Annotated in this window: 1 pseudogene; it reads left to right on the top strand. The window is 75.0% G+C overall.

Going from position 1 to position 14,327, the window contains the following annotated elements:
* Positions 1-18 precede the first annotated feature (18 nt).
* Positions 19-14,304, top strand: a pseudogene (locus ACWEN0_RS36610) (type I polyketide synthase); the annotation flags it as partial.
* Positions 14,305-14,327: the final 23 nt, after the last annotated feature.

Genomic DNA, 14,327 nt, shown 5'->3' with positions numbered 1-14,327 from the left:
AAACAGGAGCGGACGCAGATGCGGAACGAGGACAAGCTCCGTGACTACCTCAAGCGGGTCACGGCCGATCTGAAGGTGGCCAACCGGCGCCTGCACGACGTCACCGAGCGCCGCGGGGAACCGATCGCCGTCGTCTCGATGAGCTGCCGGTTCCCGGGCGGGGTGACCACGCCCGAGCAGCTGTGGGACCTGATCGCCGAGGGCCGGGACGCCGTTTCGCCGTGGCCGGCCGACCGCGGCTGGGACCTGGATCTCTACGATCCCGATCCCGAGCGGACCGGCCGCAGTTACGTCCGCGACGGCTGCTTCCTGACCGGCGCCGCGCAGTTCGACCCGGCGTTCTTCGGCATCTCCCCGCGCGAAGCCGTCGCGATGGACCCGCAGCAGCGGCTCCTGCTGGAGACGACGTGGGAGGCCTTCGAACGCGCGAAGCTCGACGCGGCGGGTCTGCGCGGCAGCAAGACCGGCGTGTTCGTCGGCGCCAGCAACCAGGGTTACGCGGGCGGGCTGGTCACCGCGCCTGAGGGCCTCGAAGGGCTGCTGCTCACCGGCGGTTCGGCCGCGGTGCTGTCCGGCCGGCTCGCCTACACCTTCGGCCTCGAAGGCCCGGCCGTCACCGTCGACACGATGTGCTCGTCGTCGCTGGTCGCGCTGCACCTGGCGGTCACCGCGCTGCGCAACGACGAGTGCTCGATGGCCCTGGCCTGCGGCGCGACCGTGATGGCCAACCCCCGCAACTTCGTCGAGTTCAGCCGCCAGCGCGGCCTCTCCTCCGACGGCCGCTGCCGCGCGTTTTCGGCCGACGCCGACGGCACGGGCTGGGGTGAAGGCATCGGTGTCGTCCTCCTGGAGCGGCTGTCCGACGCGCGCAAGCACGGGCACCCGGTGCTCGCCGTCATCCGCGGCACCGCGATCAACCAGGACGGCGCGTCCAACGGCCTGACCGCACCCAACGGGCTCTCGCAGCAGCGCGTGATCGAGGCGGCCCTGGCCAACGCGCGGCTGGCGCCCGAGCAGGTCGACGCCGTCGAAGCACACGGCACCGGCACCAAGCTGGGCGACCCGATCGAGGCCCAGGCCCTGCAGGCGACCTACGGCCGGGACCGCGAACGGCCGCTGCTGCTGGGCACGGTCAAGTCGAACATCGGCCACACCCAGGCGGCCTCCGGGGTCGCCGGTGTGATCAAGATGGTCCTGGCGCTGCGGGCGGGCGTCCTGCCGAAGACGCTGTTCGTCGGCGAGCCGACCCCGCACGTCGACTGGACCGCGGGTGCCGTCTCGCTGCTGACGGAGCACCAGGAGTGGCCGGAGACGGGCGCGCCGCGCCGTGCGGGCGTGTCCTCGTTCGGCGGCAGCGGCACCAACGCGCACGTCGTGCTGGAGGGCGTGACCGAGGAACCCGAGCCGCCGTCCGAGTCCGTTGTGGACACCGCGGTCTGGGTGCTCTCGGGCCGGTCCGACGCCGCGGTGAAGGACCGCGCCGAAGCGCTGGCCCGACTGCAGGACGGGAACATCGCCGACGTCGGCTGGTCCCTGGCCCGGACGCGGTCGGCCCTCGAACACCGGGCCGCCGTGGTCGGCCGGGACCTGCCCACGCTGCTCGCGGGCGTCCGCGAGGTCGCCGAGGCCGGCACCGGTGCCGCGGTCGGCGGCGAGGCCCAGGTCGTCGGCGGGACCGTGCTGGTCTTCCCCGGCCAGGGTGCCCAGTGGACCGGGATGGCCGTGGACCTGCTGGCGTCCTCGCCGGTTTTCGCCGCCCGGATGGCCGAGTGCGAGACCGCTCTCTCGTCCTTTGTGGACTGGAAGTTGACCGAGGTCCTCGGGGACGCGGCGGCCCTGGACCGGGTCGACGTCGTCCAGCCGGTCTCGTGGGCGGTCATGGTGTCGCTCGCCGCGCTGTGGGCGGCGCACGGCGTCACGCCGGACGCCGTCGTCGGGCACTCGCAGGGCGAGATCGCGGCGGCCGTCGTCGCGGGTGCGCTGTCGTTGGAAGACGGCGCCAAGGTCGTCGCGCTGCGCAGCAGGCTGATCCTCGGCCGGCTCGCGGGCCTCGGCGCGATGGCGTCGGTCGCGGCACCGGAAGCGCAGGTGGAAGCGTTGCTTGCCGAAGGTGTCTCGATCGCGGCGGTCAACGGACCCGCGTCCGTGGTGATCTCCGGCGAGATCACCGCGGTCGAGGACGTCCTGGCCCGCGCGGAAGCCGACGGTCTGCGCGTCCGCCGGATCCCGGTCGACTACGCCTCCCACTCCGCCGTGGTGGAGGTTCTCGAGGCCGAGCTGCTCGAGGCCCTGGCGGACCTCGAGCCCCGCGAACCGCGGGTCACGTTCGTCTCCAGCGTCACCGGCGAGACCGCCGGGACGCTCGACGCCGCCTACTGGTACCGGAACCTGCGGCAGCGGGTGCGCTTCCAGGACGCGACGCGGACGCTCGTCGCCGAGGGGCACCGGTTCTTCGTCGAGTCGAGCCCGCACCCCGTGCTGGGCGGCGGGATCCAGGAGACCCTGGACGAGGTGCTCGACCCCGGCTCGGCGGCCGTCGTCGGCACGCTCCGGCGAGGTGAAGGCGGCCTGCCCCGGTTCCTGACGTCGGTGGCGCAGCTCTGGACGCACGGCCACGACGTCGACTGGGCCGCCGTCTACCCGGCGGCCCGCACGGTCGCTTTGCCGACATATCCCTTCCAGCGTCAGCGTTACTGGCTGGAGACGCCGGCCGAAACCGCCGAGGCGGACGGCGAGTTCTGGAGCGCGGTCGAAGACGGCGCGCTGACCGAGGAACTCGGCGTCACCGCGGAAACGCCGTGGCAGGAGGTGCTGCCCGCGCTGGCGGACTGGCGCAACCGCCGCACCGAGCTGTCCACAGTGGACCAGTGGCGCTACCGGATCACCTGGCACCCGGCTCCCGAGCCGGTGCCCGCGCTGTCCGGTACCTGGCTGGTCGTGCACGCGCCCGACGTCTGCCTCGACGCCCTGGAGAAGGCGGGTGCGGTCGTCCGCACCCTGCGCATCGACGAGACCGACGACCGCGCGTCCCTGGCCGAGCGGCTGCGGGGCGAGTCCGGCCTCGCGGGCGTGCTTTCCCTGCTCGCGCTGGACGAGGGTAGCCACCCGGCGCATCCGGTGCTGTCCCGGGGGCTGGCCGCGAACCTCCTGCTCGCCCAGGCCCTCGGCGACGCCGGGGTCGGCGCGCCGCTCTGGCTCGCGACCCAGGGCGCGGCCGCCGTCGTTCCCGGCGACGAGCTCCCGCGGCCCGGGCAGGCCACGACCTGGGGCCTCGGCCGGGTGCTCGCCCTCGAACACCCCGACCGCTGGGGTGGCCTGGTCGACCTCCCGGAGACCCTCGACGAGCGCGCCGCGAACCGGCTCTGCGCGGCCCTCACCGGGATCGGCGACGAGGACCAGCTGGCCGTCCGCGACTCCGGGCTGGTCCAGCGCCGGCTGCGGCGCGCGCCCGTCGGCGGTTCCGCGCCCGAGTGGCGGACCAGCGGGACCGCGCTGGTCACCGGCGGCACCGGCGGGCTCGGGGCGCACGTCGCCCGCTGGCTCGCCGGCCGCGGGGCCGAGCACCTCGTGCTCACCAGCCGCCGCGGTCCCGACGCGCCCGGCGCGGCCGAGCTGCGCGCGGAACTCGAGGCGATGGGCGTCGAGGTGACGATCGCCGCGTGCGACGTCGCCGACCGCGACGCGCTGTCTTCGCTGGTCAGCGGCCTGCGGGACGTGCGGGCGGTCGTGCACACCGCCGGCGTCGGCCTGCTCGCGCCCTTGGCCGACACGGACCTGCCCGAGTTCGAAGAGGGCGCCCGCGCGAAGCTGGCCGGTGCCCGTCACCTGGACGAGCTGTTCCCCGAAGCCGACCTCGACGCGTTCGTCCTGTACTCCTCGGTCGCGGGGGTGTGGGGCAGTGGTGACCACGGCGCGTACGCCGCCGCGAACGCCTTCGTCGACGCGCTCGCCGAGAGCCGCCGCGCCCGCGGCCTGGCCGGGACGTCGGTCGCCTGGGGCATCTGGGCCGGCGACGGCATGGTCTCCGACGTCGTCGCCGACCAGCTCAAGTGGCGCGGGATCCCGTTCATGGCCCCGGAACCGGCCCTGCTCGGGCTCGGCCAGGTGCTCGACCACGACGAGCCGTTCCTGGCCGTCGCCGACATCGACTGGCCGCGGTTCGTGCCGGTCTTCACGGCCGCCCGGCCGCGGCCCCTGCTGTCCGAGGTGCCCGAGGTCGCGGCCGTGCTCGCCGCCGAGGCCGAAGTCACCGAGGAGCAGACCGGCGCCGCGGGCGCGTTGCGCACCAAACTGTCCGGACTGTCCGAAGTGGACCAAGAACGCGAGCTGCTCGCGCTGGTGCGCAAGCACGCGGCGTCCGTGCTCGGCTACGCCGGGCCCGACGACGTCGACCCGTCACGCGCGTTCCGGGAGCTGGGCTTCGACTCGCTGACCGCGATCGAGCTGCGCAACCGGCTCACCGCGGCCACCGGCCTCAAGCTGTCCGCGACCCTGGTGTTCGACTACCCGAACGCGACCACGCTGGCCCGGCACGTCCGCACCGAGGTGCTCGGCACCGACGCTCCCGCGCCGGTCGCCGTGGCCGCGGTCGCGACCGGCGAACCCCTGGCGATCGTCGGCATGAGCTGCCGGTTCGCCGGCGGCGTCGGCAGTCCCGAGCAGCTCTGGGACCTGATGATGGCCGAGGCCGACGTCATCGGCGACTTCCCCGGCGACCGCGGCTGGCACCCCGACGCGCTCTACGACCCCGACCCCGACAGCGCCGGCCACAACTACGCCCGCGCGGGCGGGTTCCTCCTCGACGCGGCCGAGTTCGACCCCGGCTTCTTCGGCATCAGCCCGCGTGAAGCGCTCGCGATGGACCCGCAGCAGCGCGTGGTCATGGAGGCGGCCTGGGAGGCCTTCGAGGCCGCCGGGCTCGACCAGGCCGCCGTCCGCGGCAGCCGCACCGGCGTGTTCGTCGGCGCCAGCGGCCACGACTACGGCCCGCGGCTGCAGGAAGTCCCCGAAGGCGTCGAGGGGCACCTGGTCACCGGCGGCACCGGCAGCGTCACCTCGGGCCGGGTCGCCTACACCTTCGGGCTCGAAGGCCCGGCGGTCACGATCGACACCGGCTGCTCGTCGTCGCTGGTCGCCCTGCACCTGGCCGGCCAGGCCCTGCGGTCGGGGGAGTGCGACCTCGCCCTCGCCGGCGGCGTCGCGGTGATGTCGACCCCGGCGCCGTTCGTCGCGTTCAGCCGCCAGCGCGCGCTGGCCGCCGACGGCCGCAGCAAGCCGTTCTCCGCCGAAGCCGACGGCATGGGCCTGGCCGAGGGCGTCGGCATGCTCCTCGTCGAACGGCTTTCCGACGCGCGCCGCCACGGCCACCGCGTGCTGGCCGTCGTCCGCGGCACCGCGACCAACCAGGACGGCGCGTCCAACGGCCTGACCGCGCCGAACGGCCCGTCGCAGCAGCGCGTCATCCTGTCGGCGCTCGCCGCCGCGGGGCTCGAACCGTCCGATGTGGACGCCGTCGAGGCGCACGGCACGGGCACCACGCTCGGCGACCCGATCGAGGCCCAGGCACTGATGGCGACCTACGGCCGCGACCGCCGGGCGCCGCTGTGGCTCGGGTCGGTCAAGTCCAACATCGGGCACAGCCAGGCCGCCGCGGGTGCCGCCGGGATCATCAAGATGGTCCTGGCCATGCGGCACGGCGTCCTCCCGCGCTCACTGCACTCCGAGCACCCGACGCCGCACGTCGACTGGTCGTCCGGCGCGCTCGAACTGCTCACCGAGGCGACGCCGTGGCCGGACAAGCCGGGCCCGCGCCGCGTCGGCGTGTCCTCGTTCGGCGTCGGCGGCACCAACGCGCACGTCGTCCTCGAACACGATCCCGTCTTCGAACCGGCTGCCGAGCGCGAGCCGGTCGCGGGCCCGGTGCCGTGGGTGCTCTCGGCCCGTTCGGCGGCCGGGGTGCCCGCGCAGGCGGCGAAACTCGCGGCACTGCCCGGCACTCCGGACATCGCCGACGTCGGCTGGTCCCTCGCGTCGACGCGGACCGCGTTCGAGCACCGAGCCGTGGTGCTGGGTTCGGACCGCGAAGAACTGCTCGCGGGGCTGGCCGGCTTGACCACCGGGACGCCGAGCGCGTCCGTTGTGACCGGGGTGGCGGGCGCGGCGGGGCGCACGGTGTTCGTGTTCCCGGGTCAGGGTGCGCAGTGGGCCGGGATGGCGGCTGGGCTGCTCGCGGAGTCGCCGGTTTTCGCCGGGCGGTTCGCGGAGTGTGCGGTGGCGTTGGAGTCTTTTGTGGACTGGTCGCCGTTCGAGATGCTGTCTTCGTTGGACCGGGTCGATGTGGTGCAGCCGTTGTCGTGGGCGGTCATGGTTTCGCTGGCGGCGCTGTGGCAGTCGTACGGGGTGACGCCGGACGCGGTGGTGGGGCATTCGCAGGGTGAGATCGCCGCGGCGGTCGTCGCGGGTGGATTGTCCCTTGAGGACGGTGCTCGGGTGGTCGCGTTGCGGAGCAAGGCCATCGCCGCGGGGCTCGCGGGGAAGGGTGGCATGGCGTCGATCGCGCTCGGCGCCGAGCAGGTCGGAAAGCTCTTGTCCGAATGGGCCGGCCGGATCTCCATCGCGGCGTTCAACAGCCCCTCGTCGACCGTCGTGTGCGGCGAACCCGAAGCACTGGACGAACTGCTCGCCCAGTGCACGGCCGACGGAGTGCGTTCGCGGCTCATCCCGGTCGACTACGCGTCGCACTCGGCGCACGTCGAGGCGATCGAAGCCGAGCTGCTGGACGTGCTCGCGCCGATCCGCCCGCGCTCGTCCGACGTCCCGTTCTACTCGACGGTCACCGCCGAACCGGTCGACACCGCGACCCTGGACGCCGGCTACTGGTACCGCAACCTGCGCCAGCCGGTGCTGTTCCGCCAGACCGTCGACGTGCTCGCGGCGCGCGAGCACTCGGTGTTCGTCGAGGTCAGCCCGCACCCGGTTGTCTCCTCCGCGATCGGGGAGGCGGTCCCGGAGGCGGTCGTGAGCGGCACCCTTCGGCGCGGGGAGGGCGGCTTGACGCGGTTCCGCACGTCCCTGGCCGAGCTGCACGTCCGCGGCGTCGACGTCGACTGGGCGCCGGTGTTCCCCGGTGCCTCGCCGATCCCGTTGCCGACTTACGCTTTCCAGCACCAGCGCTACTGGCTGGACGCCCCCGCCCGCGGGGCCGAACTGGACGACGAGTTCTGGGCCGCCGTCGAGCAGGCCGACGTCGAGGCGCTCGCCGCCTGGCGCGACCACCGGCAGGCGAAGTCCACTGTGGATGGCTGGCGGTACCGCGTCGAGTGGACGCCGCTGCCCGTCGCGACCGGCACCACGGTGGCGGGCTGGCTCGTCGCCGGCCCCGACCCGCACGGCCTCGCCGGCGGGCTCGGCGCCCGGCACGTCGACCTCCCGTCCGAAGTGGACCGGGCGCGATGGGCCGAGCTGCTGCGCGCGGCCGGACCGTGCGAGGGCGTGCTCTCCCTGCTCGACGGCCTCGTCCCGAACCTGACGCTCCTGCACGCCCTCGGCGACGCGGGGATCGGCGCGCCGCTGTGGTGCGCCACCAGCGGCGCGGTCAGCACCGGTGCGGCCGACCCGATCCGGGCCACCGGCCAGGCGCCGACCTGGGGCTTCGGCCGGATCGCGGCCGTGGAGTACCCGCAGCGCTTCGGCGGGCTGGTCGACCTCCCGGCCGACCTCGACGCCCGCGCCGTGGCCCGGCTCGCCGCCGTGCTCGGCACGCCCGGCGACGAAGACCAGGTGGCCGTCCGCGCGTCCGGTGTCTTCGGCCGCCGGCTGGTCCGCGCGGAACCGGCGCGAAGCACGACGCCGTGGCGCGCGTCCGGGACGGTGCTGCTCACCGGCGGCACCGGCGGGATCGGCGCGCACCTCGCGCGCTGGCTGGCCGGCGCCGGTGCCGAACGCCTGGTGCTCACGAGCCGTCGCGGCCAGGACGTCCCCGAACTGACCGCCGAGCTGGCGGACCTCGGCACCGAGCTGACCGTCGTGGCCTGCGACGTCGCCGACCGCGCCCAGGTCGCCGACCTGCTGGCAGGGCTGCCGGACCTCACCGCCGTGGTGCACGCCGCGGCCGTCCTGGACGACGGCGTCATCGACGGTCTCACCGCCGAGCGCATCGCGGACGTCCTGCGGCCCAAGGCCGACGCCGCGCGGCACCTGCACGAGCTGACCGCCGACCGCGAGCTCTCGGCGTTCGTCCTGTTCTCCTCGCTGGCGGGCACGCTCGGCGGGCCGGGCCAGGCGAGCTACGCCGCGGCCAACACCTACCTCGACGCCCTCGCCCGCGAACGCCGGGCGGCGGGCCTGCCCGCGACGTCCGTCGCCTGGGGCGCGTGGGCCGGCGGCCGGGGTGAGGGACTCGCCGAGCAGGGCCTGCCCGCGATGAACCCCGAGCTGGCGATCCTCGCCCTGCAGCAGGCCCTCGACACCGGCGAGACCGTGCTCGCGGTCGCCGACATCCGCTGGGACCGCTACCGCAAGACCCTCGCGCAGGGCCGCCCGAGCGCGGCGCTGCGGGGCATCCCCGAGGCGGCCGAACCGGCCGGCGAGGTCACCGGAACCGGCTGGGCCGCCCGCTTGACCGGGCTGGCGGAGGCCGAGCAGCACCGGCTGGTGCTGGAGCTGATCCAGGCCCAGGCCGCGGTGGCGCTCGGCTACCCGTCACCCGGGTCGATCGAGCCGGACCGCGCGTTCCGCGACCTCGGCTTCGACTCGCTGACCGCCGTCGACCTGCGCAACCGCCTCGGTGAGGTCACCGGCCTGCGGCTGCCGGTGACGCTGGTGTTCGACCACCCGACCGCCGTCGTGCTGGCCGAGCACGTCCGGCGTGAGCTGGTGGGGGGCGCCGTGGCCGAGGCCGCGGCCCCGGTCGTCGCGGCCGCCGACGAGCCGATCGCGATCGTCGCGATGTCCTGCCGCTACCCCGGCGGCGTCACCGGCCCGGACGACCTCTGGCGGCTCGTCGCCGACGGTGTCGACGCGGTCGGCGAGTTCCCGGCCGACCGCGGCTGGGACCTCGACCGGCGGTACGACGCCGACCCGGACAAGGCCGGCACCTTCTACACGCGCGGCGGTGGTTTCCTGCACGACGCGGCGGAGTTCGACCCGGCGTTCTTCGGGATCGCGCCGCGCGAGGCGCCCGCGATCGACCCGCAGCAGCGGCTGCTGCTGGAGACGTCGTGGGAGGCCGTCGAGCGCGCGGGCATCGACCCGGCGCGGCTGCGCGGCAGCCGGACCGGCGTGTTCGTCGGCTCCAACTACCACGACTACGGCGGCCGGCTGCGGCACGCGCCCGGCGAGTTCGAGGGCCACCTGGCGACCGGCAGCGCGGGCAGCGTCGCCTCCGGCCGGATCGCCTACACCTTCGGCCTCGAGGGCCCGGCGGTCACGGTCGACACGGCCTGCTCGTCGTCGCTGGTGGCCCTGCACTGGGCGGTCAAGGCCCTGCGCTCCGGCGAATGCGACCTCGCGCTGGCCGGCGGCGTCACGGTGATCTCGTCGGTCGACACCTTCGTCGAGTTCAGCCGGCAGCGCGCGCTGTCGCCGGACGGCCGGTGCCGCGCGTTCTCCGCGGACGCCGACGGCGCGGGCTGGGCCGAGGGCGTCGGCATGGTGCTGGTGGAACGGCTTTCGGACGCGCGACGGCGCGGGCACCCGGTGCTCGCGGTCGTCCGGGGCAGCGCGGTGAACCAGGACGGCGCGTCCAACGGCATGACCGCGCCGAGCGGTCCCGCGCAGCAGCGGGTGATCCGCGCGGCGCTCGCCGACGCGGGCCTGCGACCGTCCGATGTGGACGCCGTCGAGGCGCACGGCACCGGCACGACGCTCGGCGACCCGATCGAGGCGCAGGCGCTCATGGCCACCTACGGCCAGGACCGCGAGCGGCCGCTGTGGCTGGGTTCGGTGAAGTCGAACATCGGGCACACGCAGGCCGCGTCCGGCATCGCGGGCGTGATCAAGATGGTGCAGGCACTGCGGAACGGGGTCCTGCCCCGCACGCTGCACGCCGAGACGCCGTCGCCGCACATCGACTGGACGGCCGGCCGGGTCGAGCTGCTCTCGGAACCGGTCGAGTGGGCGGCCAACGGCCACCCGCGCCGCGCCGGGGTCTCGTCGTTCGGGGTCAGCGGCACGAACGTCCACACGATTCTCGAAGAAGCTCCCGAGCCGTCAGCCGACGAAGTCGTGGCTCCGCAAGGGGTGACGGCCTGGTCGGTGTCGGCCAAGTCCGAAGCCGCCCTGCGTGGCCAGGCGCGGCGGCTGCTGGCGTTCCTGGAGTCCGAACCGGACCCGGGCGCGGTGGCCCGGTCCCTCGCCGCCCGCTCGCGGTTCGGGCACCGCGCGGTCGTCGTCGGCGACGGGCTCGGCGAACTGCGTGACGGGCTCGCCGCGCTGGCCGCCGACCGGCCCGCCGCCGGGCTGCGGCGCCACACCGCGCGCACCGGCCGGACGGCGTTCCTCTTCACCGGGCAGGGCGCGCAGCGGCTCGGCATGGGAAGCGAGCTGTACGCGCGGTTCCCGGTGTTCGCCGACGCCTTCGACGCGGTGTGCGCGCACTTCGACCTGCCGCTCCACGACGTCGTGTTCGGCGACGACGCCGCCCGGCTCGACCGGACCGGCTTCACCCAGCCCGCGCTGTTCGCGGTCGAGGTGGCGTTGTTCCGGCTGCTCGAAGCCTGGGGCGTCCACGCGGACCACCTCGCCGGCCACTCGATCGGCGAGCTGGCCGCGGCGCACGTCGCCGGGGTGCTTTCGCTGGCCGACGCGGCCAAGCTCGTCGCCGCCCGCGGCCGGTTGATGGAGGCGTTGCCGGAGGGCGGGGCCATGGTGGCGATCGCCGCGCCCGAAGCCGAAGTCGTGCCGCTGCTGGGCGAGCACGTCTCGCTGGCCGCGGTCAACGGGCCCGAAGCCGTCGTGATCTCGGGCGGGACCGAAGCCGTGCTGGCGCTGAAGGAGCACTTCACCGCGCTGGGCCGCAAGACCAAGCGCCTCGAGGTCTCGCACGCCTTCCACTCGCCGTTGATGGACCCGATGCTCGCGGAGTTCGCCGCGATCGCGGAAAGCCTGACCTACCACCAGCCGCGGATCCGGGTGGCGTCGGCCGGCGACGTCACCACGCCGGAGTACTGGGTGCGGCACGTGCGGGAGGCCGTCCGGTTCGCCGACGCGATCGCCGAGCTGGCCGCGGCGGGCGTCACCCGGTTCGTCGAGCTGGGCCCGGACGCGGTGCTCGCCGCGCTCGTCCCGGACTGCGCCGGCCGGGCCGACCTGAGCGTGGGTTCGGTGCTGCGCAAGGGACACGGCGAGGAGCGGACGCTGCTCACCGCCCTCGCCGGGCTGCACGTCAGCGGGGCCGACGTCGACTGGGCCGCGGTGCTCGGCGGCGGCGGGCACGTCGAGCTGCCGACGTACGCCTTCCAGCGGGAGCGGTACTGGCTCGACGCGCCGGCGGTGACCGGCGACGTCACCGGTGCCGGGCTCACCGAGACGCGCCACCCGCTGCTGGGCGCGGCCGTCTCGCTGGCCGGGTCGGACGGCGCACTGTTCACCAGCCTCCTCTCGGCGGCCAGTCATCCGCTGCTCGCGCAGCACGTCGTGCTCGGCAACGTCCTGCTGCCGGGGACGGCGTTCATGGAGCTGGCCGTGCACGCGGCGGACAAGGTCGGCTGCGAACGCGTCGAGGAGCTCACCCTCGCCGCGCCGCTCGTGCTCCCGGAGACCGGCGGCATGCGGCTGCAGGTCGCCGTCGGCGGCCCGGACGAGTACGGCAACCGCGCGATCGACATCTACTCCCGCGCCGGCGACGCGATGGAGGACGAGCCGTGGACCACGCACGCGAGCGGCACCCTCGCCGCGACGCCGGTGCCGGCCGGCGGTGACCTCACCGGCGCCTGGCCGCCCGCCGGAGCCGAGCCGATCGACCTCGACGGGCTCTACGACCGCATCGCGGACAACGGATTCGCCTACGGGCCGGCGTTCCAGGGCCTGCACCGCGCGTGGCGCGCCGGCGACGAGATCTTCGCCGAGGTCGACCTGCCCGAGGAGGAACGGGCGGAGGCCGGGCGCTTCGGCCTGCACCCGGCCCTGCTCGACGCGGCTCTGCACACCGTCGCCCTGCGCGACGAAAGCCGCGCGGTCCTGCCGTTCGCCTGGTCGGGGGTGACGCTGCACGCCGGTGGGGCGTCGGCCCTGCGGGTGCGCGTCACCGGCCAGGACGCCGACACCGTGACGCTCTCGGTCGCCGACCAGGACGGGCTGCCGGTGGCGACCGTCGGTTCGCTGTCCCTGCGCCCGGTTTCGGCCGAGCAGCTCGACGCCGCCAAGTCGGCCCACCACGAGTCGTTGTTCCGGGTGGGCTGGGTGATGGCCCCGATCACCCCGGCCCGGCTCTCGGCGGCCGAACGCTGGGCGGTCGTCGGGGTCGACGTCGGCGTCCGCGTCACCAAGGCCCTCGGGTCGGCGGGCGTCCCGGTCGAGTCGTACCCCGACTTCGACGCGCTCGAGGCGGCCGTCGTGGCGGGCGCCCCGGTGCCCGAAGTGGTCGTGGTGACCAGCGGTTCGCACGGCGACGAGAACGTGGCCCGCGCGGTCCGGACCGCCACCCACGGCGCGCTGGAGCAGGTGCAGGAGTGGCTGGCGAGCGAACGGTTCGCCGGGTCGCGCCTGGTGTTCGTCACGCGGGGCGCGATCGCGACGCGCGTCGGGGAAGGCATCACCGACCTGGCGACGGCGGCCGTAGTCGGGTTGGTGCGCTCGGCGCAGTCGGAGAACCCCGGCCGGTTCGTGCTGGTGGACCTCGACGACCGCGAAGTGTCCTACGCGGCGCTCCCGTCCGCCGTGGCCTGCGGCGAGCCGCACGTCGCGGTCCGGATCGGCGCGATCCAGGTGCCCCGCCTCGCGCGGGTCCCGGCCACCGCGCCCGAGCCGGTCCCCGCGTGGGACCCCGAGGGCACGGTGCTGATCACCGGCGCGACCGGGACGCTCGGCACGCTCGTCGCGCGGCACCTGGTGACCGCCCGGGGAGCCCGGCGGCTGGTGCTGACCAGCCGGCGCGGGCCGTCGGCGGAAGGCGCGCGCGAGCTGGCCGACGAGCTGAGGGCGTGGGGCGCGGACGTCACCATGGCCGCCTGCGACGTCGCCGACCGCGACTCGCTGGCCGCGCTGCTCGCCGGCATCCCGGCCGAGCACCCGCTGACCGCGGTGGTGCACACCGCGGGCGTCCTGGACGACGGCGTGGTGTCCGCGCTGACCACCAAGCAGCTCGACACGGCCCTGCGGCCCAAGGTCGACGCGGCCTGGCACCTGCACGAGCTGACCGCCGGGATGAACCTGGCCGGGTTCGTGGTGTTCTCGTCGCTGGCCGGCACCTTCGGCGGCACGGGCCAGGCGAACTACGCCGCGGCGAACGCGTTCCTCGACGCGCTCGCGCACGTCCGGCGGGCGCAGGGGCTGCCGGCGTTGTCGCTGGCGTGGGGCCTGTGGGCCGAACGCAGCGGCATGACCGGGAAGCTCGCGGAGGCGGACCTGTCCCGCCTGGCGCGCGGCGGGGTCGAGCCGATGCCCTCGGACGAGGGGCTGGAGCTGTTCGACATCGCCTGCACGCTCGACGAGGCCGTGCTGCTGCCGGTCCGGCTGGTCGTGGAGGCGATGCGCGACCGCGTCGGCGAGGACGCGATCCCGGTGATCCTGCGCAGCCTGATCCGCACTCCGGTGCGGCGCGCGGTCCGGGCCGCCCCGGCCGACCCGGTCGACAACCTGACCCACCGCCTGGCCGGGATGTCGGACGCCGAACGGGACGGCACGCTGCTCGACCTGGTCCGCACCCAGGCGGCGACGGTCCTGGGCTACGCGGGCCCGGACGCCATCGAGCCGGACCGCGGCTTCCTCGAGCTGGGCTTCGACTCGCTCAGCGCGGTGGAGCTGCGCAACCTGCTCGGCGCGGCCACCGGCCTGCGGCTGCCGGCGACGCTGCTGTTCGACTACCCGTCGACGACGGTCCTGGCGGCGTACCTGCGCACCGAGCTGGTCCCGGACGTCCCGGCGGCGATCCTGCCGGCGCTGGCGGAACTGGACCGCGTGGAGTTCGCCCTGCCGGACCTGCTGGCGGACTCGGCGGCGCGCGCGACGCTGGGGGCGCGTCTGCAGGACCTCCTGACGAGGGTGACGGGCGCGGCGGGCACCGGCGTGGCGACGGCGGTGGAGGAGAAGCTGGAGTCCGCCACGGACGACGAGATGTTCGCGCTGATCGACGACCTCGACCTCGGCTGACCCGGCCGCGGAAGGAAGTC

Source organism: Amycolatopsis sp. NPDC004378 (assembly GCF_053602455.1).
This window is presented reverse-complemented; position numbering and strand designations above follow the sequence as displayed.